Annotated in this window: 23 protein-coding genes and 2 pseudogenes; 15 read left to right on the top strand and 10 right to left on the bottom strand. The window is 41.4% G+C overall.

All coding sequences use genetic code 11. From position 1 onward, the window contains the following. Positions 1–133: 133 nt before the first annotated feature. A pseudogene (locus KA717_01240) lies at positions 134–1,459 on the bottom strand (IS4 family transposase). A 155-nt stretch (positions 1,460–1,614) separates the two neighbouring features. On the opposite strand from KA717_01240, the gene KA717_01235 reads away from it, so the two are divergent. The 9 genes and pseudogenes from KA717_01235 to KA717_01195 all read left to right on the top strand — a co-directional run bounded on the left by KA717_01235 (position 1,615) and on the right by KA717_01195 (position 8,245). Further along, entirely contained in the window at positions 1,615–2,004 is a 390-nt protein-coding gene (locus KA717_01235; GenBank protein UXE61636.1) for a hypothetical protein, read from the top strand. A gap of 18 nt (positions 2,005–2,022) precedes the next feature. Then, positions 2,023–2,388 (top strand): hypothetical protein, encoded by a 366-nt coding sequence (locus tag KA717_01230; protein ID UXE61635.1) that lies wholly within the window; start codon positions 2,023–2,025, stop codon positions 2,386–2,388. Between the two features lie 222 nt (positions 2,389–2,610). Continuing rightward, positions 2,611–3,186, top strand: coding sequence for an ABC transporter permease subunit (locus KA717_01225; GenBank protein ID UXE61634.1), 576 nt, complete (start codon positions 2,611–2,613; stop codon positions 3,184–3,186). A 27-nt stretch (positions 3,187–3,213) separates the two neighbouring features. Further along, complete coding sequence (gene pstA, locus KA717_01220; GenBank protein ID UXE61633.1) at positions 3,214–4,107, top strand: phosphate ABC transporter permease PstA; 894 nt, start codon at positions 3,214–3,216, stop codon at positions 4,105–4,107. 101 nt (positions 4,108–4,208) lie between these two features. After that, on the top strand, positions 4,209–5,006 hold the full coding sequence (pstB, locus tag KA717_01215) for a phosphate ABC transporter ATP-binding protein PstB (protein ID UXE61632.1): 798 nt from the start codon (positions 4,209–4,211) through the stop codon (positions 5,004–5,006). Positions 5,007–5,152: 146 nt separating this feature from the next. Beyond that, positions 5,153–5,392, top strand: a complete 240-nt coding sequence (locus tag KA717_01210) for a DUF4160 domain-containing protein (protein UXE61631.1) — start codon at positions 5,153–5,155, stop codon at positions 5,390–5,392. Further along, positions 5,373–5,645 (top strand): DUF2442 domain-containing protein, encoded by a 273-nt coding sequence (locus tag KA717_01205; GenBank protein UXE61630.1) that lies wholly within the window; start codon positions 5,373–5,375, stop codon positions 5,643–5,645. The genes KA717_01210 and KA717_01205 overlap by 20 nt, the downstream gene beginning before the upstream one ends. A gap of 356 nt (positions 5,646–6,001) precedes the next feature. Then, the gene (locus tag KA717_01200; GenBank protein ID UXE61629.1) at positions 6,002–6,796 is read left to right on the top strand and encodes an IS110 family transposase; all 795 of its coding nucleotides are present in this window, start codon (positions 6,002–6,004) and stop codon (positions 6,794–6,796) included. A 112-nt stretch (positions 6,797–6,908) separates the two neighbouring features. Continuing rightward, positions 6,909–8,245: pseudogene (locus KA717_01195) on the top strand (IS5 family transposase). Between the two features lie 509 nt (positions 8,246–8,754). Here KA717_01195 and KA717_01190 read toward each other — a convergent pair. Together KA717_01190 and KA717_01185 are read right to left on the bottom strand one after the other, a co-directional pair. Next, positions 8,755–9,069, bottom strand: a complete 315-nt coding sequence (locus KA717_01190; GenBank protein UXE61628.1) for a clan AA aspartic protease — start codon at positions 9,067–9,069, stop codon at positions 8,755–8,757. A gap of 47 nt (positions 9,070–9,116) precedes the next feature. After that, complete coding sequence (locus tag KA717_01185; protein ID UXE61627.1) at positions 9,117–9,389, bottom strand: hypothetical protein; 273 nt, start codon at positions 9,387–9,389, stop codon at positions 9,117–9,119. Positions 9,390–9,948: 559 nt separating this feature from the next. Between KA717_01185 and KA717_01180 the strand changes: the two genes are divergently transcribed. Next, entirely contained in the window at positions 9,949–10,086 is a 138-nt protein-coding gene (locus KA717_01180; protein UXE64516.1) for a type II toxin-antitoxin system HicA family toxin, read from the top strand. A 131-nt stretch (positions 10,087–10,217) separates the two neighbouring features. Here KA717_01180 and KA717_01175 read toward each other — a convergent pair whose 3' ends face one another. The 4 genes from KA717_01175 to KA717_01160 form a co-directional block, all read right to left on the bottom strand. Continuing rightward, positions 10,218–11,270 (bottom strand): DUF2278 family protein, encoded by a 1,053-nt coding sequence (locus KA717_01175; protein ID UXE61626.1) that lies wholly within the window; start codon positions 11,268–11,270, stop codon positions 10,218–10,220. Between the two features lie 52 nt (positions 11,271–11,322). Further along, complete coding sequence (locus KA717_01170) at positions 11,323–13,032, bottom strand: phospholipase D-like domain-containing protein (GenBank protein UXE61625.1); 1,710 nt, start codon at positions 13,030–13,032, stop codon at positions 11,323–11,325. 382 nt (positions 13,033–13,414) lie between these two features. Then, entirely contained in the window at positions 13,415–14,713 is a 1,299-nt protein-coding gene (locus KA717_01165) for an aliphatic sulfonate ABC transporter substrate-binding protein (GenBank protein UXE61624.1), read from the bottom strand. Between the two features lie 359 nt (positions 14,714–15,072). Further along, positions 15,073–16,227, bottom strand: coding sequence for an ISL3 family transposase (locus KA717_01160; protein UXE61623.1), 1,155 nt, complete (start codon positions 16,225–16,227; stop codon positions 15,073–15,075). Between the two features lie 161 nt (positions 16,228–16,388). Between KA717_01160 and KA717_01155 the strand changes: the two genes are divergently transcribed. The 3 genes from KA717_01155 (at position 16,389) to KA717_01145 (ending at position 18,571) form a co-directional block, all read left to right on the top strand. Continuing rightward, the gene (locus tag KA717_01155; protein UXE61622.1) at positions 16,389–17,063 is read left to right on the top strand and encodes a cadmium resistance transporter; all 675 of its coding nucleotides are present in this window, start codon (positions 16,389–16,391) and stop codon (positions 17,061–17,063) included. A gap of 188 nt (positions 17,064–17,251) precedes the next feature. Beyond that, a complete protein-coding gene (locus KA717_01150; GenBank protein UXE61621.1) occupies positions 17,252–17,407 on the top strand; it encodes a hypothetical protein in 156 nt (51 codons plus the stop codon). 129 nt (positions 17,408–17,536) lie between these two features. Next, positions 17,537–18,571, top strand: coding sequence for a transposase (locus tag KA717_01145; protein ID UXE61620.1), 1,035 nt, complete (start codon positions 17,537–17,539; stop codon positions 18,569–18,571). On the opposite strand, the gene KA717_01140 is transcribed toward KA717_01145, so the two are convergent. Together KA717_01140 and KA717_01135 are read right to left on the bottom strand one after the other, a co-directional pair. Next, on the bottom strand, positions 18,568–19,743 hold the full coding sequence (locus KA717_01140; GenBank protein ID UXE61619.1) for an IS4 family transposase: 1,176 nt from the start codon (positions 19,741–19,743) through the stop codon (positions 18,568–18,570). The genes KA717_01145 and KA717_01140 overlap by 4 nt on opposite strands. A 17-nt stretch (positions 19,744–19,760) precedes the next feature. After that, entirely contained in the window at positions 19,761–19,955 is a 195-nt protein-coding gene (locus KA717_01135) for a transposase (GenBank protein UXE61618.1), read from the bottom strand. 168 nt (positions 19,956–20,123) lie between these two features. Between KA717_01135 and KA717_01130 the strand changes: the two genes are divergently transcribed. Next, the gene (locus tag KA717_01130) at positions 20,124–20,291 is read left to right on the top strand and encodes a hypothetical protein (protein UXE61617.1); all 168 of its coding nucleotides are present in this window, start codon (positions 20,124–20,126) and stop codon (positions 20,289–20,291) included. Positions 20,292–20,910: 619 nt separating this feature from the next. Beyond that, positions 20,911–22,221 carry a tetratricopeptide repeat protein gene (locus KA717_01125; GenBank protein ID UXE61616.1) on the top strand — a complete coding sequence of 437 codons (1,311 nt, stop codon included), beginning with the start codon at positions 20,911–20,913 and terminating at the stop codon, positions 22,219–22,221. On the opposite strand, the gene KA717_01120 is transcribed toward KA717_01125, so the two are convergent. After that, positions 22,188–22,970: a PhnD/SsuA/transferrin family substrate-binding protein gene (locus KA717_01120; GenBank protein UXE61615.1), complete on the bottom strand. Its 783-nt coding sequence runs from the start codon at positions 22,968–22,970 to the stop codon at positions 22,188–22,190. The genes KA717_01125 and KA717_01120 overlap by 34 nt on opposite strands. Between the last annotated feature and the right edge of the window lie 49 nt (positions 22,971–23,019).

Genomic DNA, 23,019 nt, shown 5'->3' with positions numbered 1-23,019 from the left:
GTTAACCCCGACTTCCCCAACGAGAGAATTTTATTGTTTGCTCCCCCAGTGGATTCAGGAACGGCGGATTATTTCACTCAGTCCATCACCAAAAAAAGGGGGAATATTCGGAGCGACTATACGCCCATCCGTGTCAACTTAAAGGAATGGGTTCCCAAATTTGTTGATTGAGAGCGGCCTTTTCTCGATGTCGCTTTCTCTCAGCTTTGACCAAACCAAATAACTTAGCACGTTCAGCCAGATAGGTTACTGTATCAGGCTTTTCTCCTCTAGCAATAGCCTTCGCTACATAGTATAGACTCCGAAACACCATCTCTACTGAGATTTTTTCTTTCGGTTGATTTAGAGCAATCGCCACTTCCCCTACCAATTGATTTAAGACCGTATAGAAAATCAAAGTGCAAATAATCTGGATTTGGACACCATTCTTATTACCTACCCATAAATAGGCTAGTCCTAAAAGTCTTTTCGTTAATAAAAAGGCTTCTTCGATTGTCCATCGTCTTCGATATAAATCACAGACCTCTTCGGCGGACAGTTGTTCGGGAGACAACACATTTGTTAAATACTGATACCAGATTGTTCCCCATAATACTGAGACTAATCTCACCGGATGCTTGCAAGGATTAGAACGGTAATTTCCCATAATGATAATCTCATCTCTGTAATGACTACCTTGAGACAATACTTGTTTGGTTTTGTAAGATGTACCCGCTCTAAATCTGGTTAGAAAAAACTTTTTAGCTTCTGTTAACAAATCAAACCACACAAAGCTAAAAAATCCCATATCTACGAGAATTAAACCATTTTCTGGTAATTTAGCTGCCAATTCTTTACACCATATTTTATCATTTGATTTATCATTTTCTGTGTACCATAAAGTAACGGGTCTTTGGGTAAAGGCTTCCACTACCATCATTATTTTACCCCCCAATTTACTCTTTTCTTCTTTACTTATTTTCATATTTTTCCTTATCTGCTCTAGCGTTTAGCCATCTGCTATCCACACTGCACTAAACTTTTCTCTTATTTTTTCCCATTTTTCTCCTACTTGGAGCTTCTTCCCTTTTTCGGCTGCTTTTTCTAACACTCCTTTTAGTAATATTGCAAATATTTCGGCTGGCACATTCATCATTCTTTTTGATACTGCCTGTTTGCTTGCTTTTAATGATGCTACCCATAGCAATCCCTCTTCCTCTAGCAGTCTTACCGCTTCACTTATACCCGCTATTTGACGATACACTATACTTAACACTAATGCCACCATTACTGGTAAATTTAGCACCCTATCTCTCATCATTTTCTCATGAGTTCCCTGTAAATATTTTAATGGTGTAAACATTGTGGGTTCTAGTAATTCAAACAACTCTTTTGTTATTTCAGGGATTTCTACCCCTGGCTGATTTGTCTTACGACGTAAGTCTGGGTTTCCTTTTCTCCGAGGATGTTGTCTTGCCATTTGTTTTTTGCTCACTTTTTTATATACTAACCTTTTTTTCAGCCTACTCTTACTTCCGCCTGCTTTTAGGCTAATCTTTTGTGAGTAGGCATTTTGGCTTAAGTTGACACCAATGCTATACGCCCAGTTATAACCAAAACACCGTCATTCAAGGGGTGATTGGGAATACCTTTGGATTCGGCTTTGCGGGGGTTGCTTTCTTTATGCAAAGCCAAGATAGGGTAAGTGCGGTGGGGCTGGAAAATTTAGGGGGAAAAAAGTGTGTTAAACCTCTACCCCTGGATAATGTCAAGCGCAATATTTATAGCCCCCTGACTCGCCCTCTGTTTATCTACGTCAGCAAAAAGGCCTTAGATAGCAAACCTTCCGTTGATCATTTTGTGCGTTTCTTTGTTGACAATTCTTGGAAGTATGTGGATGGCGTGGGCTATGTACCGTTACCTGACCTTGCCTATGTGAAAACGCTGGAAAGATTTGAAAAACGAAAAACGGGATCGACTTTTAAGGATGCCAAGCCTGGTCAACCCATTATCAATTTTCTTTAAGGAGGAAATCTTAAGATCATGACTCTAAGTCCTAGTGCCTTTGATGATGACTCTCTTTTTTCTGGGGATAATTCTCTGGTTAAACAGGCGGGTGACGATATTCCCGAAAAAATTATTGGCAGTATTTTGTTCATCTGCGCTTTCGTGTCTGTGGCCACAACCTTTGGCATTATTGCCATTATCTTTACGGAAACTCTGGATTTCTTCAAAGATGTGACCCTAGCCCAGTTCTTTTTGGATACCCAATGGACTCCTCTCTTTGTGACTCCCCGTTTTGGTATCTGGCCCTTGATCAACGGAACATTTTTAACTTCGGCGATCGCCATTGGCGTGGCTGTGCCGTTGGGATTATCTTCGGCTATTTACCTAGGGCTTGCTGAATAAGTATAGAACCTTTGCCGGATAATGCTTTCAAGCATTTTAAAAACGATCAGGTGCAAGGTTATGGCCTTTGGAGGCTCAAAGCCCATGCACGTCGTTGGAAAACTGGGGGTTGAAATTGGAAACAACTCTCTGAAGTCACCATTTTTCGCGTCCTGTGGCATCTAGGTTCGTTTTGTGGACTTTTTCAGCAGACCCTACCTAGCAGAATATGCGTCTCCGAGGTTGGCTTCGATTCTTCGTCCAGCCGTGGAAATATTGGCAGGTATTCCAACGGTGGTTTATGGTTACTTCGCTTTAATTTTTCTCACCCCTACCTTACGCAATATTCTACCCGTAGAGGTTTTTAATGCCCTTAGTGCAGGATTAATGATGGGGATTATGATCACTCCCACTGTCGGTTCGATTAGCTTAGATGCGATTAATTCTGTCCCCCGTTCTCTGAGGGAAGGTTCCTATGCCCTGGGGATTACCAAACTAGAAACAATTTTTAAGGTAGTTTTACCTGCTGCTTTATCAGGCATTATGGCTTCCATTATTTTAGGGGTTTCCCGTGCGGTGGGGGAAACTATGACGGTGCTAATTGCGGCAGGGGCGCAACCCCGCTTAACTTTCAATCCTCTGGAGTCGATCGCCACTATGACCGCTTTTATGGCTCAGGTTTCGGGGGGAGATGCCCCCAGGGGAAGTTTCAATTTTAAATCCATGTATGCAGTCGGGGCGGTGCTTTTTGTGATTACCCTAATTCTGAATATTGGCAGTTACTGGATTTCTAATCGCTTTAAGGAAAAATACGATTAATTACTGATTAATTATTGACTAATTACTATGGTTAAATCTTCGACCACAAATAATAATACGGCTATTTTTGATGACCAACTACAACGGCGAGAAAGGATCGGAAAAATCTTTGAGTATGTTTTCTTAATTGGATTACTCCTTGGTTTATTTGTTCTTGCTTTGTTAATACTCAATATTCTCCATGATGGTTTGGGGCGATTGCTCACCCCAGGTTTTCTCACGGAAACGCCTTCTCGTTTTCCCGATCGCGGAGGGATTCGGCCAGCGATTATCGGCAGTCTCTATCTAGGACTAATTGTAATTGTGGTAGCGGTTCCGATTGGTGTGGGAGCGGCTTTGTACCTGGAAGAATATGCCCCTAAAGCCTGGTGGACAGCTCTGATTGAGATCAATATCGGCAACCTCGCGGGAGTTCCATCCATTGTCTATGGGTTGCTCGGCCTGGGGGTTTTCAACTATTTGTTGGGTTTTGGATCGACTTTAATTTCAGGGGCTTTAACCTTGGCATTACTGTCTTTACCCGTCATTATCGTGACCGCCAGGGAAGCAATTCGAGCCGTTCCCGATTCTCTCAGACAGGCTTCCTATGGGCTGGGAAGCACGAAATGGCAAACGATACAGCATCATATCCTGCCCTATGCCATCCCAGGTATTTTAACAGGGGTGATTATTTCCGTTTCCCGTGCCATTGGGGATGCAGCTTCCCTAGTGGTAGTGGGCGCAGTGAGTTTTCTTACCTTTAATCCAGGTTTGTTCCAACGTTTTATGGCTCTGCCAATTCAAATTTTTAGTTATGTTTCTCGTCCCGAACCTGGTTTTGCTAATGCGGCGGCAGCAGCCATTATTGTTTTAATTCTCTTAATTTTATTTCTGAATGCGATCGCCATTGTGATCCGTCAACGCTATTCTACTGTTCATTAATGCCCCCTAAATCCCCCAATTCTAGGGGACTTTTAACTCAAAATTTAAGGCGGCTAAAAAACATTTTTCTTGATTTCCAATTTGCTTAAGGAGCAACCACCATGACCACCCATCTTAATACCGACAATAGTGTTTTTGATGCCGAAGGCGTTAAGGTCTATTACAACGGTTTTCTAGCTTTAGTTGATGTTTATATTAAAATTCCCAGCCAACAAATTATTGCCTTTATTGGCCCTTCTGGTTGCGGAAAAAGTACCCTCTTGCGTTGCTTTAATCGTATGAATGATTTAATTCCAGGAGCAAAAGTAGAAGGTAAATTAATTTACCGCGATAAAAATATCTATGATCCCAAAATTAATTCGGTTAAATTGCGGCGACAAGTGGGCATGGTTTTCCAACGCCCCAATCCTTTCCCCAAATCTATCTATGAAAATATTGCCTACGCACCTAGAACTAATGGCTATCAAGGCGATTTGAATGAATTAGTCGAATCTTCTCTCCGTCAGGCAGCGATTTGGAATGAAGTTAAAGACAAGCTAAAAGACAAAGGCACGACTTTATCAGGAGGACAACAACAACGGCTCTGCATTGCCCGCGCGATCGCGATGAAACCCGATGTTTTATTAATGGATGAACCCTGCTCTGCCCTTGATCCAATTTCTACCCGACAAGTGGAAGAACTGTGCTTACAACTAAAAGAGCAATACACCATTATTACTGTGACTCACAATATGCAACAGGCAACCAGAATTGCCGATTGGACAGCTTTTTTTAATACGGAGAGTGATGCTCAGGGTAAACGACGGGGAAAATTAGTAGAATTTGGCCAGACGGAGCAAATTTTTAATAATCCCCAAACCCAGGAAGCAGGAGAGTATATTAGCGGGCGTTTCGGCTAAATAGTATTACTATTAAAGGCAAAAGGCGCGTTAAGTAACGCATTCTACAGCTAACTTGCGTCAACCCAACCTACGGCGATGGCGATCCATACAGTTAGTATTAAAATAAAGAACCAGCAATTCTCAATGATTACAAATTTCACTGAATGCCAACGGTAATTAGAATTGGACACTTTCGGTTTCACTTCTATTCTGATGAAGGTTCCGAACTGCCACATATTCATGTTCGTTCTCCTGATGGCGAATGTAAATTTTGGCTTGAACCGATGATCATTTTAGCTTCCAATCGTGGTATTCCTTCCCATGAGCTACGTGAACTAGAGAGGCTAGTTTATAAAAATCAAGACCTTTTAAGGAGTGCTTATCGTGATTTCCACAACCGTTAATCCTATGATGACCATTGAGCCTGCCGCCATTCGAGCTTGGGCAGAAGAACGCATGATATACGTTGAACTCAGTGATGGACGTATTATCGGTTTTCCTGGCGATCGCTTCCGCATCTTGAAACAAGCAACGAATGAGCAATTGGCGGCGGTTAAGGTTGAAGTAAACGGCTATGCTCTACGGTGGGAAGAGTTAGATGAGGATATTACAGTTCCTGGGATTATCGCTGGTCATTTTCAGTTACCACCTTTCTAATCCGTTTTGACAGTTCAAGCAATCGTAGGATGTGTTAGCGTAGCGTAACGCAATATAATATGAAAATGTATAGCATTAAATGATAAAAGGTGCATTGAGTAACGCACCCTTGTATGTTGGAAGGTGGAGGGAAAGGAGTTATCCTAACCTCAAGAAGAACAAGAAAAAGAGTGACTCTGAACCCAACCTAAAGCAAAAAGCTTGCTTCGTAGATAAAGAGCCTCTTATTTGTTCTTCGGAATGTCACCTTCCGCAGACTGGACAGTATCAACGTGGCTTTTCTCAAAAAACCTAGTATTTGCAAGGATAGCGCGGCAGAGTGACAACTATTTTTCTGACTCACAAGGAGTTAAACCATGAGCGAAAAAGAAGCCATTCTCGGCATAGATATTAGTAAAGAAAAATTCTCAGCCGCCTTACTCAAAGGAGAGAAAAAAAGTCAGGTTAAAGAATTTGCCAATAACCTTGAAGGGTTCGAGCAACTCAAAAAATGGTTGGAGCAAAACCAACTGGAAAGAGTTCATGCTTGTTTAGAGGCAACTAGTACGCACGGCCATTCAGTAGCAACTTATTTACACAGTTTAGGTCACATTGTCAGTATTGTTAATCCTGCCCGAATTAAGGGATTTGCTCAAAGTCGCTTGAGTCGAACAAAAAATGATCAAGCAGATGCCACAACGATTGCACGATTCTGTGCAGCCCTTAAACCACAAGCTTGGACACCTCCAAGTCCAGAAATGGCACAATTACAGTCTTATAGCCGTCGATTAAGAGCGTTAGAGCAGATGGCAACTCAAGAAAAAAATCGTTTAAAAACAACAGTTGATGAGAGTCTCATAGAAGATATTGAAGCTCATCTTGTGTTTTTAGAAACTCAAATTGACAATGTAAAAAAGCGACAAAAAGAATTGTTGAACGAATATAGTTCCCTAAAAAGTCAAGCAGATTTATTGACTTCGATTGTAGGAATTGGTGAGCCGACAGCAATGACCATTCTGGCAGAAATTGGCGATATTAATCAGTTTTCTTCTGCTCGTCAATTAGCGGCATTTGCGGGTTTAACCCCTCAAGAGCATCAATCGGGAACCTCTGTTAAAGGGAAAACTCGGTTGTGTAAAATTGGTAATCCTCATTTACGTAGGGCTTGCTGAAAAAAGCTGAGACCTTTACGGAGAAAAATAGTAGGCGAATTAAGAACCGCTAGAATGCACGAAAATAGGGTAGAATGCCTCAAAACCATTGCATTAAGAAGAGAGAAAGCAGATGTACCGAAAGCAACAGTACTCAATTGAAACACCAGAAAACTTGAAAAATCTGTTCGGCGGGCAGTTAGACGAAGAAAATCGTTGGATAGAAATGTCAAAAATGATTCTTTGGGAAGAATATGAGGAAGAATATGCAAAAAACTTCACAGAAAAAAAAGGAGCCCCAGCCAAATCATTTAGAATGGCATTAGGAGCATTAATTATCAAAGAAATTTCAGGAAAAAGTGACAGAGAAACAGTAGAACAAATAAAAGAGAACCCTTATTTACAGTACTTTATAGGAATGGAAAGCTATAGTAGCAAAGAAGCATTTAATGCGTCAATGATGGTTCATTTTCGTAAAAAAATAGGAATGGAATTAATAAATAAAATTAATAAAGAAATAGAAAAAAAGCGACGGGTGTAGCGTCAGAAAAAAAAGAAAATGAAGGAAAGTTATTGTTAGATGCGACTTGTACACCAGCAGATATAAAATATCCAACGGATATAGGAATATTGAATGATGCCAGAGAAAAAACAGAAAAAATAATAGATAAGCTGTATGAAGAAATAAAAGAGAAAAGGAAAGAAAAGCCGAGGACTTATAGGGAAGTGGCAAGAAAAGAGTACTTAGCCATAGCAAAAAAACGTCGTGTGTCAAAAAAAGAAAGAAGAAAAGGAACAAAAAAACAACTAGGATATATAAAAAGAAACTTGTCTCATATAGAAAAAATGATAGAAGAGGGAGCAAAGTTAGAAAAACTAACGAAAAAAGAGCAAGAAGAGCTTGTAACGATAGGAAAAGTGTATGAGCAACAGTTAGAAATGTATGAAAAAAAGACAAATAAAGTAGAAAACAGAATTGTGAGTGTAAGCCAACCTCACGTGCGTCCAATAGTGCGTGGAAAAGCGGGAAAAGCAGTAGAGTTTGGAGCTAAAATATCGGCAAGTAATGTGAATGGCTTTGTCTTCTTAGACAAATTAAGTTGGGATAATTACAACGAATCGGGAGATTTACAAGCGCGAATAGAAGAATATAAAAGGGAAACAGGATGTTATCCGGAATCGGTTCATGTGGATAAAATCTATCGAACAAAAGCGAATCGAGCTTATTGTAAAGAAAGGGATATAAGAATGAGTGGTCCCCGATTGGGAAGACCGCCGAAAGAGGTGAGCAAAGAAAAAAAGAAAGAGGCACGCTCAGATGAAAGAGTGCGTAATGCCATTGAGGGTAAATTCGGACAGGGAAAGAGGAAATTTAGTCTTGGTCGAGTGATGGCCAAACTACCTGAGACCTCGGAAACGGTAATTGCGATGAACTTTTTGGTAATGAATCTTTCTACTCTACTTCAGAAGACAAAAAGTAAAAAGTTGTAGAGTCGTTTTTCTTGTGAAAAATGGTGTTAATTTTCCTCTCTTTTGTGAGGAGTGATTTGTGTTGACCTTTTTAGACAGAAAGGAACAATAGATTAAACAAAATCTGTATTTTGATTTGTTTCCATAAGGATAAGTTATCTATGCTTTTTCAGTCCATACTTCCCTAACCCACATTTCTTTCGTTTTTTGACTTTTTCAGCAAGCCCTACGTAAGGCTCTTTATTTTCCTGCCTTGAGTTCTATGCGTCATTGTTCTCCCATCAAGGACTTGCGAGAACGGTTTTTAGAGGCAGGAAAAAATAAAATGCAGATCGTTGGGGTTGTAATGCACAAACTCATTCGGATTGTTTACGGGGTTCTCAAGTCAGGGAAACCGTTTGACCAGACTAAGTTGGCTCTTCCTAACGTTGTTTTAGAGGAGGAAACTGATTTTTTGCCTGCTTCCCCTTGACACTTAACACAGTATCTACGAGATCGCACTAATCGCACTACAATTCATCAATCGTCACCAATCCCCCTTCTGTAAACTGAATCACCAACTCTTGTTCATCTAGCAAAGCGGTTCCAAGCAGAGGTCGCCTTCCTGTGGCAATGACCAAGACATCCCGTTCCATACCATCCCAAAGGACAGTCGCTTCGTGAAGTGGTAGTGATACTTCGCTGTTATCTGCCAAATTTGCAAAAGTATCGTGTCTAAAGGTTAAACCCATTAGTGAAACTGCTTCTAAGGGAAGGCACAATTCCCCTGTGAATCCTGTATCGATGACAAACTCAATGGAGATAGTTGATCCATTTGGCAACAAGAACGTTAGAGCGACCGTTGCGTTTCTATTGGTCACAATTCCAGAAATCACTGGTAAACACGCTCCATGACACCACCAAAGGAGACAGCAACATTGTATCCAATCCGAATCCCAAAGAGGCGGGCATTTGGGTGCTTCTTGCTGAGGTCACGGGATGCTTGTAGTCCAGTTTTATCAATCTCATAATCACCTGTCCCAATGTCGATGATGACCATCTTGCCGATATTTTCTTCGACCTCGACCTTTTGGCGGATTCCGTTCTCGTACAGTTGCTTTGCCCGACGCGCAACTTCTTCGCGGCTTAAAAGGATTGTTTGCATACGCTGACTCCCCGATCGCAATTCGGCTTTTTTAGACCTCTCTATCGTATCTTACAGGTTAGTGGGATTGATCTTCTTCAGGATCTTTATCGCTAGTGTCAGGTTGGGTTTCGTGTCTTAATCTAATCTACGCGATCGCACTTTTGAAGAAGCGATTGATAATATTACAGAGGCGATTGAATTATACGTTGAAAGTTTGCTCGCTGATAATCAACCCATTCCGAAAGAGGATTTAATTGTTAAGCGATTAAGTATTTTCGTATGAGCAATTTTCTGAGTGTAAAGGCTAAGGATTTTATTAAGGTTAGGACTTACGCATTGACAAAAGTTGCTCCCTGTGCATCACGGAAAATTGGTATCTACTGTTACCTTATGAGAGGTTTTCAGTAAGATGGGTCGGGTTTGTTGAACATTTTTTCACTTCATACAGATTTTCTCAAAGTGGCTCAAATGGCGCAATTGCGTTGCTACACAATTTTGTTATTCTGTCAATGCGTAACTCCTAAAGGTTATCAAAAAATTAGGTTTTTATCTGGATCGACAAAAAGGCAGTCATGCGATTTACAAAGACAGTCGTGGCAATCGGGTGGTTATTCCGCTTCATTCTGGTAAAGATATTAAACAAGGTACGTTAATGGGAATGATTGAAGATATTGGTCTTGATAAAGAAACGTTTTTTGATTTATTGGTCAAATAAGGCAAGGTAATGTTCTAGATCTGTGAGCAGCATTTCTGAAAGACAGCGAGTCTATTCGTTGTGATGTTTCTTATCCACAGATTCAGAACACTACTGAGCGACTATTACCACTAAGTCATCCATATCAACACTTATGAAAATACAACTGGTTTACCCTCAGCTTTCGCGTCGCCCTTAGTATAGGCAACACCATCAACCTTGAGTCCTTCTGCATTGAGCAGTGTGATCGTACCGCCCTTATTTGACAGTTGTGCTCCATCTCCACTGAGTTGAAATACACTTGCTGATCCTGGTTCGATCAAACCAGAGATCGTTTCGGCTTTATCTTGTTGGTCGAGGATCTGCCAATTAGTTAGATCTAAAGTCTTATCGGAAATGTTCAGGATCGTTACGAACTCATGTCCAGGGTCATCACTACGTGGATTGACCATTGCTGCAATGATTCGTGCCAAGCGATATGGGGAATCAGGAGCAACCACTGGCCAAGGATCGATCGTTCCAGTGGCGGGAATTGGGATTTCAGGAACTCTTGGGGCTCCATCGATTGGTGTCGCAGTTTTTTCGTCAGTGTGCCAGACTTGATTCTGAAATTTCAGGAAAAGTGCTGAAGCTCTGCCTGATTTAGGAAAATCAACAATAAGAGCACCGTCGCGGAAGGTACCTTTGCCATCACCTTTGCCACCCTGATTCATGTGAATTAGATGAGTTCCGTTCCCAGGCTCAAAGTTAAAGTATTGATCTGGTTTATCATCTTCAGGACCCCATCGTTCGCCAAAAGCGTAAACAACCGCATCTTCCGAGATCGCTTGTTGGAGGAGATCTTCTACAAACTCGAAGAGATCATTGTGGGGACCTGGCTTAGTATGCACGATCGGTTTCATATCCGTTGCTCGGAAGATGTTACTGCGGATATAGTCGATCGCCGCACCGTCCTTAACCCCATCTTTTAGGTCATTCCAACCTTCAGGTAGTTCGCGTGCGCGATCAACAACTGGATGCTTAATATCGTTTAATATCAAATATTCAATCAGCCGTTTTTCGATCGGTCCGCGGCTCGATCTTACGTTAATAGCAATGCGGAAACTCTCGCCATTGACTTTCATCAGAAGCTCTGAGTGAGGATCTTGGTCATCGTCTCGTTTATATTGAACGGCTGTTCCTTTCAAAACACCATAGTTTTTCATTAGGGGACTCCTTTAAGTATGTGTAAATAACAATACAGCAAATCAATCTCGTTTAAGCAAAGAGTTCGCGATCGCGAATCTTTTGAGCATTACGATAGTCCTCATCCCACCAAGGTTTCTCGCCAGTCTGACGCGGTGGCTTTTTGAGATGAAGAGTTCTTTGAGCATCCTGCGCTTCCTGCTGCACCACTCGGAAATGATAGTGGTCGATGATTCGCACTGCCTCAACAACATAAGAAACAGCGATGCGGCGGTCTTTGATCAACAACAAATTTTCACCATTTTTAGTGTCTGCTGTTGGCGAAAAATTGTAGGAGCCGAGGTAGACTCTGGCAGTCGGCTTGTCGAAATCAATGACGACAAACTTATGATGCATTCGAGTGCCGCCGCCACCCGTTGGCTCAGCAGAAAACGGCTTAGGGATATTTTTTGTTAGGGCAGCTGGAAAAACTGGCGCAAGATTACCGTCTGGCTTTTGGAGATCGAGACCGCCAATTTTCTTATCGGAGATGCCATAAACAAAGATATTCTCGTCCTTTAGGATCTTCTCAATCGCATCTCTAATCGCGCCTTTGGTTTGATATAGGAATGCCAGCGAAAAGAACAAGCAGGAGGTTGTGTGTCGATTAATATCATCACCGATTGTCTGGAGGAGTGCGTTTGCTGAACTATGGGGCGAAAAGGCCACGCGAGCGTCAATCGACGGTAAGTTCAGATCGTTCCACCCAGCGGATGAAGTATCCTCGAAGTCTTTAGGCTGTTGCCAGTAATTTTCAAACGCGCTTGTAAATACCTTGACAGCATCAATTCCTTGTAAAACTACCGCGTTATTGGCTTGCACGAAAAAACCGCGCCAACTAAAATTAGTCGAGCCACAGACAACAGTCTGAATTGTAGGACTATCGACGATGATGATTTTATTATGCTGGAGTGATGACATGTGTTGCCGTTTCACTGCCTCTGCACCTGCTGAGACAATCAGTCGCTCCTCTGCCTGATTCTCACTAGAGCCTTCCTCTTTGTGATCTTTGCTGTCGTCGATGATGATGCTCAATCGCGATCCAAGTTGCTCCAAGCGGTTAACGATTTCAGATTCGTTCAAATCGAAGGCAATAACCTTGACTTCAGCATTTTGATCAGCAATCGCTTGATCGAGCACTTCAAGAATCGCACTTCTCGCCTCAAATCCCATCCAGTCTAAAGCCTCTTTCGCTTTGGGATGGGAAGGCTCAAAGTTTAAGCCATCGGCTGCCTTTGCAGGCAACAAGGTGGAGATATCTCCCGCCGACTGATATTGCTCGACAAATGCTTGCGACGATACGAAACCGCGAGTGAATGCGACATTGAGAACGTCGGGATAGGTTTCGCGCCGAAGCTCGATCACAGCCTCTTGGAAGTCGCCATAACTCAATTCATCTTGGGCATTCATAAATACCGGAAAAACTCGATAAACAAATCCACCCGGACTATTAGCATTGCGCGGGAAATGTACCCAACGGAATTTCTGAATAGGTGAAAGTCTAGTCGAGATCTGATTTGGATTGACTTGGCCATCAACATCTGGAAAACCGAGACGATTCCTTAATACAAAAAACTTTTGCCCATTAGGTTCCTTATACTCGATGGCAAAGCCCACAAAGTCTGATGGTGGTTCACCTTTCTTCCAGTTCATAGCTAGAAGTAGCATACCATCGCCACGATGAAGCTTTAACGTGAAAAGTGCTTCAGTATTTCGTCCACTGACTTCAAATTCACTAGCCATACAATGCTCTCTAAGGGTGAGTAATAGATTTCCAGCATAGACTGGTACAGATTTTTACACTTGGTAGCCACGAGAATGATTTTTTTGTTCAAATCTTCAAATCAAAGACGAGCGGAATACAACAGATTTTTACACTTGGTAGCCACGAGAATGATTTTTTTGTTCAAATCTTCAAATCAAAGACGAGCGGAATACAATTGATTCAGGTAGAGCTACGTAACAATAATCGTACGAAAACTTTCCATATATTACTCCAAATACAGATTTTCTTAAGAATCTTTCCGTATATCACCACTTTAAAATGGAACGATTACAGGGAAATCTCTTTATAATCACTCAAAAAGCTCATTGTACAAACTAGCATACTTTTTTATGAACTGTGTTAATACGTCCAGTTTTGTTTAGTCTGCAAGCTATAGGTTCCATCTCTCACATTCACTCGTTTAGGAATCAGCCTTAAATCTCGAAAAACATTCGCTTGATGCTGTAGAGCAGTCAGTGAAGGCTCATCAATGGGAATAATAGCTCGTTCGATGCTACGTTGTTGTAAATTTGCCAGAACATGGGGATCGAGTTCATGGTGTTCTGTCAATCGTTGCGCCGCTTCTAATTCCTGTTTCTTCGCCCAAGCTCCCGCCTCGTTTACTTCTTCTAAAATCACCTTAAGTAGTTCAGGATAATCACGGACTAACTCTGGAATAGCGTAATACAAAGTCGGTACTTCCAAAGAGACATTATCCCCAAAAATACTTTCTAGGTCTGCAATCAATCGTCCTGGATAGGCATTGCGGGTTTCCGTCGGTGTATAGGGAACCCAAACCACCCAGGCATCTACCTCTCCCCGACGAAATTGAGGCAGGGCATCGGGCTGAGTTAGATAAATTGGCTCAATATCACTAAATTCAAGTCCCACTTTTTCTAAAGCACGGATCAAGACATAATGCGCGCTGGAGCCTTGATCAAACGCGATCTTCTTACCCTTCAAGTCTGCTAATGATTGAATCGGAGAATCTTCTAAAACCAAGATCGCTTGACCCTTGGGTGCGGTATATTTTTCCCTCGCCACCCGTACAAACAGATGTTCCGCCGCCTGGGAAAAAATACTGGCTGTTCCACCACCACCGCAAAAATCAATCGTTCCGTTGCTGAGTGCTTCGATGAGAGAAGAGGCAGATAAAAAACTTGACCAGGTAATCGTCAGTCCAAAGGGCTGTAAACGTTGTTCCAGAAAACCTTGACTACGAAGAACTTCTAGATTGGTCATTCCTTCTGGATAGCCAATTTTGAGTTGCTTGAGTTTTCGTGCTTGTTGCGCTAAGGGGGTGTTATCTGTGGGAGCAGAACGTTTGAAAAACCAACGATCTAACACAACACAAAAAAGGATTCCTCCGACAAATAATCCGATGGTTTCTAATAATCGGGGTGTTGAAGTTTTAGGAAATTTGAAGCCTAGTAAAGAAAGGGCGTTATCATTTGCTTGAGAAGCAGTTTCAGCAGAACTATTAAATGCCAAACTCAAGATTCCGACGGAGACAAAGCCGATCAAAAATAGAATGGCAAACTTGTGGGTAGGCGATCGCCGCATAATTGATTTAAGCGATCGCAAAGCGGCACTGCGTGATCGCAATATTTTTTGATCAGTGCGTCCAAATAAACGGTCAATTAAATGCTTAATCATCATTAAAACAAGTAAATAATTAACAAAATAAAATTTTCTGAATAGACACTTAATACATTTAAATAGATTAAACAGATCTAATTTTTTATTGAAGAACTGATTGATAAAATGTTAAAATCGATTAAATGACCAATTTGCTTGGCTCTCAGTATAACGCCGTCTATCGACTAGATCATCGAAGTCATTCCATAAAAATAATTGATGATTAAAATGAATCATTTGTTACACGTAAAAATCTTGACAGAGTGTTAAGCTTCGAGGGCTATTTATAACCTAGCTTAATCACGTCAGAATACGAGTTATAACCCATACACAAAGCTCATTTTCGGTTCTCCTGAACAAAGAGTGATAATTAAAGCTTATCATGAAAAGCAAGCTAAAAAACGATTTCGCATATTATCAAAGTTCATAAATCCATAAGCTTGACGCTTGATTAGTTTAAGACGATTATTGATGCCTTCCATTGCCCCATTCGTCGTTCGACTCAAAAAGTAGTTACAAATAGAGTCCAAATTCCTACGAATTGTGCTAATTACATCTGTATAAATGCTCTTTGCATTCTCTAACCATTCTGTAAATTTTAATCTTCCTTCTTCCTTATCATTTACTTTTTCATATATCTCTCTAAATGACTCTTTATATTCATACGCTTTACGCAAACGAGCAGATTGCTTTAACACCAATTCTAGTTTTTCTAACTCTTCCTCTTTTAGGTCTTCTTTATTTTTTAATAATAGCCACTTTTCTCCCTTGATTTTTACATTCAATTTTGTCTGTTTACGGATTTTATTCAATTCTTCATTCAACGCCTTCATTACATGAAATCTATCTGTTACAATTACTGCATTCGGAAATACTTTTTCTATTACTTTAGGAAATCCTCCCCACATATCTACACTCACTTGTTCTACTCCTTCCCTCACCTCTAATTCTTTCTTCATCAGCACTTCGATGATTTTATCTTGTTGATGACTATCTATCACTTCTATTAATTCTCCTTTCTCTATATCTCCTAACACTGTTACAAAATTCTGATGACCTTTTCGTTTCGCTATTTCATCCATCCCGAGGTGTTTTACTCCTTGCCAATCTTTTTTTTTAGCTTCACATTGACGTTGGTAAATTCCATTCACTTGATCCCATGATAGAGATTCCTCTCTACCTACTTGTTCCACACTGCTCACATTTACTCGTCCATAAATATATTCTTCATACCTCACTGTGTATTTCCTACGGGCTTCCATAAATTCTAGATTTTCTGTAAAAAACCTTTGACAATCTTTACAGTAAAATTTACGACGAGGGACTTTCAGATATACCATTTGACCAGAGATAGACAAGTCCCTTACTAATACACTGTTCGTCTGATGTAATTCATCCGTTAAGCTACCACAATAATTACATTTGACTTCTTCCTCTTGACAACTCAGTATTAAAAACGCTTGTTTTCCCTCTTGAATCACATTTCTTATGTTTACTTTTGGTAAATTCAGAAGATTTTCCAGAAAAAATAACATTGATGTCGTCCTCATATAGTGTATCTTATTATACATCTTCTACCGCAAAGCCAGAAGAACCCATTTTCTCTCTTCAATATTCTAGGTTATTTAATGGAATGAAATAAGTCACCTCAATTTCGCGATCGCTACTGGGATTATAAAAAAAAGCTGAATCAGTTATGGATTGGTTAATCGAAACAATAAAGATCGGGTTAGCGGCCGCTGTAGCGACAACCTTTGATGACAACATTTATCTGACGGGCTTTTTTAGTGAAGTGAATCGTACTTTTCGCCCTAAGCACGTTGTTGTCGGTGAACTGATCGGTTTTACCGCTCTCATCAGTATTAGCTTAGTTGGTTTCCTGATTGGTTTAGCGATTTCATCAGATTGGATTGGGTTACTGGGAATTCTGCCAATACTCATTGGTTTGAATAATTTACGCCTTCTAATTGTCAATAAAAAAGATGATTCAGCTAAAGATAAATCAACCAATCTCAAACAGAATGCCAGATTTCACGGCTTTGATTCCCGTGAGCGATCGCTTTTGGACGTAATCCAAGACCGCCAAACCTATAGAGTTTCTGCTGTCACTATCTCCAATGGGGGCAATAATTTGGGTATTTATATTCCCTTATTTGCCAGTAGTAGCCTGCAAAGTTTGGCGGTCATTGTTCCCATTTGTTATCTGATTGTTTGCACCTGGCTCTTTATGTCCTATCACCTCACTCGAACTCCTGGCATTGCTCTCGTACTCAGTCGTTATGCAAGTAAGCTTTTTCCTTTTGTGTTGATGTGGTTAGGTTTACGCATCATTCTAGACAACCAATCCTACAAGCTTTTTTTACCCCAATAATCTTACTAAAGGGGAAGTTGAAACTGCGACCGCAATTTTAAGCCGATATTCGTTCCGAGCTGGACAGTGGGAAGTTCTCGAGGCGTGTAAGTGGAGAAAAGAAAATCGGACATCCGATACAAAAGAGTGCCGTTATGTCCGAAACTGGCTGATATAAGAAAATCGATAGCCAGTGCTATCTATCAATTATGCAACTATGTCAGCGACTAGAGCAAATCCTCAATAATCTCCGTCCAGCCTTTAGCCGAGAAGCAACGTTCCAATGGTTTATCCTGTTAGTCTGGGGAGTAGTGCTCAACAGCCAACCCAGCGCAATAACTAGCTATGTCAATGCCATTGGCTGAACAGAGAGCTACTACAATCAGGCTCTACATTGGTTTGATTCCAAGGCGTTTAGGGTCGAAGGACTAACTTTACAATGGTCAAAGTGGCTAAGTCAGCATGAAAGTCTATACAGAATTAAAGGGAAACGGGTGTATGTGGGTGATGGCATCAAAGTGGGGAAAGAAGGACGCAAGATGCCAGGTGTAAAACGACTACACCAAGAATCGGAAGATGTGTCCAAGCCAGAGTGGATAAGGGGTCATTACTTCAATGCCTTGAGTATTTTGGTGGGAGTAGGGAAAGCCTGCTTTGCCTTGCCCTTAGTGTTGCGGCTAGACGATGGCATCAAGTCCAAAGCAACCGAGAAGGGGGAGGGAAAAGGCAAAAAAAAGGTGAAGACGAGCCTGGTGACAAAAATGGCTGACCTTTGTGTTACTTACGCAGAGGCAGGGAGTTATGTAATTTTGGATGCTTATTTTGCTTGCGAACCAGTGCTCAAAAGTTTTCGCCAGAACGCCTTGCATCTAATCACAAGAGTGCGTTGCTCCACCGTCGCCTATGCCCCCTTTTGTTCCGTGCCGACGCTGACGGGGAGAGGACGACCACGGATTTGGGGGAGTTCGATAAAACTAGAAAAGCTGTTCGCTCTGGCGGCGGACTTTCCGACAGCTAAAGTCTGGCTCTATGGTCAACAAGTCACGGTTTCTTATCAGTGCTTTGAGTTCCACTGGGATAGTCCCCATCAGCTCGTCAAGTTTGTTCTGACCCAATTGCCTAACGGACGACGACTGATTCTGCTTTCTACTGATCTCTGTTTGACTGGACCTGAGATTATTGCCGCTTACGGTCTCCGATTTAAGATTGAAGTCACTTTTCGTCAATTAGTCCATCTTTTGGGCAGCTTTGCCTATCGTTTTTGGCTTAAGAGTCTTCCTACTTTACCTACCTGGCCCAGCAATCTTATCCTCAGTGACTATCCACAAGCTGTTCAGACTCAGATTTTAAACAAGGTAGAAGCCTTTGAGCGTTTTGTTAACCTTAATGCCATTGCTTTAGGGCTACTTCAAATTCTCGCCTTAGAGTTACCCCAGGGGATTTGGGCTAATTTTCCTCGATGGTTTCGGACATTACCATCCTATGGCTACCCTAGTGAACGGATTGCTCAACCTGACTTTTCCCGTTAAGTGCGGATTGCAAGCTGCCAGCCTTGGCAAAGGTCATGCAACTTCAACCAACCGCGCCAAAGGACTTGGATACCGAGAGGAGTTTTACGACGATGTTCAAGATAACCACCAAGAAAAGCAACAGACTCGACAGCCCAAGCAACAGTCAAAATAGGGGGAAGTTTTTGAGAGGCGGCTGCTTTTAACACCTGAAGTTGAAGAGGATTAAGAATTTCAATCGCGAGAGCATCGGGCTGGGTACGATGAAGATAAGTAACGTGTAAAAGTTCAACAGCAATGACACTTAAAAAACCCAAAAGAGTTTTCATTCCATCAGAGGCAAGTCGATAACGCTCACTCTGACAACCAGACTTAAGGACTTTATGAAATTCTTCAACCCGCCATCGGTAGGTGTACCAACGAAGAATAGTGACAGCCATCTCAATAGTCTCAACAACTTCTGTAGTCAGAAGCATCCAAGATAAAGGAGTTTCGCCTTCGGGACAATCGATTTCTGTCGCATAAACAGCATAGACATTCAACGGGTCACGATTATCAAAACGATAGGGAGTTCGTAGATTAACTGAGCAAAATCGGACGGCAAGCTTAACCTTCCGTGCTTTTCTTTTTCCTGTACTCGGAATCTCGATTTCTTGATGAAAACGAATCGGTTCTGATTCCAAATGTTGCCAAAGTCGTTCACTATTTTTGTCTAAACTACGATTATGAGACGCTCTGACCAGCACTCCTGTATGCTTGAGTTGACGCACTGAGTCAAAGACTTCTGAAACATCTCCTTCTCTGTCAAATACATGAATTACCCTCGTTGAACTTTCTACCTGTTTCTCACAGGTGTTTAGAGCCTCTACCCATTTGTAGGATTCTTTTTCCTCAAATGGTCTTTGACGAGCTGCTTTTCTTTGTTCTTTCTGTCTTTCTTTTTTCTGCTTCGCCGTTTCATCTGTTGGGGGCTTTTCTTTTACCTCCCTATTCCACAGTTTTTGCCATAATAAACCTAATACTTGTCCTTTTTCTGGCTCAATTGCTAAAGCACTATGCAGTATTAATCCATTCCCTCCTTTTCCAGTCGGCCCATACCCTTCCCTTTTTTCCTTGATATTGCGATAATCTAAGAAGGTCGTATCTCCGACTGATAGCATTATCTTATATTCTTCTACGGCGGCAGTTGTCATTTCACAGTGCGGCTCTATTATCTTGACAAAGTCTGTTTTCGGATTCCCAAAAATTCATAGGCCCTCTTTAACTCGTTTCCTCCCTTAAACACTTCTGATAAGGCTTTTCCAAACCCCTCACTTAACTTTTTCCCAATCGAGAAGGCACGATTGTTTAGCCTCTCGTCTCCCAATTCACAACTGGCAAAGTTTTTTGTCCACCATTCCAACATTTTTTGACCTGCCCTTTAAGATTTTCTCCATTTTACAGTCTCATACTCCCTTCATCCTTTGTTTTTGAAATTTGAACGATAAGCGGGATGATGGCTTCAGAATATTTTTTTCCTGTCAAGAGAATCATTACTCAAACCCTTGCCAGATAAAGCCTCTAGAAGTTTGCATTGCTGGATTTTGGACTTAACGGGAAAAGTCAGATTGCTCAACTAGCCCTTCAACATCAAGCCCAAATGATTTTTCCTCAAAGTCCACCCAGTCTGCTTTTGCCTAAATTCCTTACCGCTAAACTTGCCTCTTCCCCAAGCCCTGATATGCTTACTTTCGTCGCATAGTCATTACCTTATCTGGCATCCATAAACTTCCCACTGTCCAGGTTCCGAGCAAAGCAAAAACAATCCAAAGCCAACCGTGTAACTGGACTCGCGGCATTTGAGTTAAGAGGGACATTGAGAAAAGCGAAACTAATTGCTGTTAATGAGAGCAAAAAAATAAAAGTTTGAATTTTACTTGCTTTTTTGCCTAGCAAATTTAATAAGTTGCTGATTTTCCTAGAAACCTGTTGAATTATGGAGTTCTTTTTTGAATGAATTCAGGTAATGCGACAAATTAGGTTAATGACCTAACTCCCCATCTAAAAACTAGCAAATGTTATCAAATGGACTATTGCTTGCCGTTATTCAGGGCATTTAAGTTTTACTGTAACTTGAATAGTCGTAAAATTCAATTAAAAACGTATTGAAAATGTATTCAACAACCATTTGTTTTTCGCATGGTCAGAGAAAGAAGGTGGCTAGATCCATTCCGTAAAGCGATTTTCTAGTGAGATCTGTGAATCGAAAAATCTTGAGACAATGGAATTTGATCATTTTTGTAGCCTAATCTACATATTCTCTATCTATTTTTAGTAGTTTATGTTAGAGTCATGAATGTACTGCTGAGGACAAGATCATGATGAAGGATGCCCAGGGGCTTGATGTCTCCACTGTCTCAATGGAAGCTGTTGCGGAGCTTAACCGTTACACAGAGTATTGTCTCAGTTATGATCATCGGGCTGAATCTGCTATTCTCGCGGCGATCGCGGCTGATCCCAGTAGTGTTTTAGCCCACACCCATGCGGCGGCCTATTATTTTTCCCAAGAAAGTGCAGACACCTGGCAACAGGGAATCGCCTATTTGAATATCGCCAAAAAAGAAATTGAGAGAGCGAATGAACGGGAAAAACATTACTTTTTAGCCACTGAAGCTTGGGCCTTTAAGGAAATCGATCTGGCAGTCAGCTATTGTGATCAGATTGTTGAAGCCTTTCCCCAGGATATTTTTGCCGTTCAGCGATCGCAGTATCATTATTTTTATTTGGGTGATAAGCAGAACTTACTCGATGTGGGAGAGAAAGCGTTATCTAGTCACGCTGATAATCACTATCTCTTGGGAATGCTGGCTTTTGGCTTGGAACAGTGCCGTTTTTTGGCTTCTGCTGAAAAAATTGCTCGACAAGCGGTGGAGATGAGTTTAGAAAGCGGTAATCCTGATCCCTGGGCTGTTCACGCAGTTGCCCATGTCATGGAAACTCAAAACCGTCACGAAGAAGGCATTCACTATTTGGAAAGTCTGGCCCATACCTGGGAAAATTGCAATTCCATGCTCTACACCCATAATTGGTGGCACATTGCTTTATTTTATTTAGCCAAAGGCAATATCCGTAAGGTTTTATCGCTCTATGATCGACAGGTTTGGGGAAAGGCTCAGAAAGAATCTCCCAAAGATCAAGTGGGGGCAATTTCTCTGTTATTACGTTTGGAATTACTGGGCATCAATGTCGGCGATCGCTGGGAGAAAGTTTCTGCCTATCTCCGACCCCGATTGCATGAACACGCCCTTCCCTTTCAAGATTTGCATTATATTTATGCCCTAGCCCGCTCTGGCCAACGAGTATTAGCCGAGGTAATGTTAGCCAGTATGGAAGAATATGCCCTTCAAGTTAAACTGACCCTGAGAAAATCCTGGATAGAAATTGCTCTTCCTGCTGCCAAGGGTGCGATCGCCCATGCGATCAGGGATTGGAAAACAACCGAAAAATTATTTAAACCGATTCTTCCTAACCTATATAAAATTGGTGGTAGCCATGCTCAACGGGATCTTTTCCAAAAAATTTATGCCGATGCCTGTCAAAAAGGGTTAGAAAGAACGACACCAATTTATTCTTTTACAAAACGCCAGTCTCAAGTTATTCATTCGTATCCAAAAGCGATCGCTCTATCATAACGTTGGATGATCGTTTGGTAATCCCTCTCAGTCACAGGAGTATAGCAATGGACTTGGGCTTTGGTCATTGCGGTTTGCAAAATAGGATCAGGTTGTAGCAAAATCCTTTGTAGTTTCTGGATAAATTCTTGATCTAGGTTGGCTGATGCGACTAAGGGCGGAATAGGAGAAGGAATAGACTCAATTATCCTGATTTTTTGATTAATTTGAGGATATTGACGAATCTCTTCCTCTAAAACTACGCTATCGATCGCCGCACAATCGGCCAAACCTTGGATAATCCATTGCAGCGATCGCTGGTGAGAGCCTGACGCTTTAGTATTTTCAAAAAAATTAGGGAGATAGCCTTTTTCGATCAGCCGATGTCGAAGTAAATAGTAGCCACTATTCGATCCGCGATCGTTATAGCAAAAGCTTTTTCCTGCTAAGTCCTGCAAAGTGTGAATTTGACTGGCACGAGAGACCACGACATCTGCAAAATAAATTGGTTGATTTTGATAACGCCGCGATCGCATGATAGGAGCGACTACCAATTGTAACGGTTGCTTTGCAGATCGATTATGTCTAAGCAAAGGTAAACCGCAAATAAAAGCGAGATCGACTTGATTCTGTTGCAACATGGGATCAACCAAGGGATCGCAAGTGGCTTGACTCAAATCAATTTTCTGATTTAACTGACGGGATAAACTATCAGCAACGGCTTGATAAAACCAGAACAAATTTGGCGATAAATAGGAAATCATTTTCATTATTAAAAATTTCTACTTTTCAGATTCCTAAATATCCCAATTCGATAAG

It is taken from the genome of Woronichinia naegeliana WA131 (genome assembly GCA_025370055.1).
GTDB classification, from domain to species: Bacteria; Cyanobacteriota; Cyanobacteriia; order Cyanobacteriales; family Microcystaceae; genus Woronichinia; species Woronichinia naegeliana.
The sequence above is the reverse complement of the archived record's forward strand: the minus strand, read 5'-3'. Positions and strand labels throughout refer to the sequence as shown.

Bases quoted from the DNA above. Each gene is read 5' to 3' on its own strand.
- KA717_01230 (UXE61635.1), top strand. From the start codon at position 2,023: ATGACTCTAAGTCCTAGTGCCTTTGATGATGACTCTCTTTTTTCTGGG.
- pstA (UXE61633.1), top strand. From the start codon at position 3,214: ATGGTTAAATCTTCGACCACAAATAATAATACGGCTATTTTTGATGAC.
- pstB (UXE61632.1), top strand. From the start codon at position 4,209: ATGACCACCCATCTTAATACCGACAATAGTGTTTTTGATGCCGAAGGC.
- KA717_01210 (UXE61631.1), top strand. From the start codon at position 5,153: ATGCCAACGGTAATTAGAATTGGACACTTTCGGTTTCACTTCTATTCT.
- KA717_01200 (UXE61629.1), top strand. From the start codon at position 6,002: ATGAGCGAAAAAGAAGCCATTCTCGGCATAGATATTAGTAAAGAAAAA.
- KA717_01185 (UXE61627.1), bottom strand. From the start codon at position 9,389: ATGCAAACAATCCTTTTAAGCCGCGAAGAAGTTGCGCGTCGGGCAAAG.
- KA717_01175 (UXE61626.1), bottom strand. From the start codon at position 11,270: ATGAAAAACTATGGTGTTTTGAAAGGAACAGCCGTTCAATATAAACGA.
- KA717_01170 (UXE61625.1), bottom strand. From the start codon at position 13,032: ATGGCTAGTGAATTTGAAGTCAGTGGACGAAATACTGAAGCACTTTTC.
- KA717_01165 (UXE61624.1), bottom strand. From the start codon at position 14,713: ATGATGATTAAGCATTTAATTGACCGTTTATTTGGACGCACTGATCAA.
- KA717_01160 (UXE61623.1), bottom strand. From the start codon at position 16,227: ATGTTATTTTTTCTGGAAAATCTTCTGAATTTACCAAAAGTAAACATA.
- KA717_01155 (UXE61622.1), top strand. From the start codon at position 16,389: ATGGATTGGTTAATCGAAACAATAAAGATCGGGTTAGCGGCCGCTGTA.
- KA717_01150 (UXE61621.1), top strand. From the start codon at position 17,252: ATGCAACTATGTCAGCGACTAGAGCAAATCCTCAATAATCTCCGTCCA.
- KA717_01140 (UXE61619.1), bottom strand. From the start codon at position 19,743: ATGACAACTGCCGCCGTAGAAGAATATAAGATAATGCTATCAGTCGGA.
- KA717_01135 (UXE61618.1), bottom strand. From the start codon at position 19,955: ATGTTGGAATGGTGGACAAAAAACTTTGCCAGTTGTGAATTGGGAGAC.
- KA717_01125 (UXE61616.1), top strand. From the start codon at position 20,911: ATGAAGGATGCCCAGGGGCTTGATGTCTCCACTGTCTCAATGGAAGCT.
- KA717_01120 (UXE61615.1), bottom strand. From the start codon at position 22,970: ATGAAAATGATTTCCTATTTATCGCCAAATTTGTTCTGGTTTTATCAA.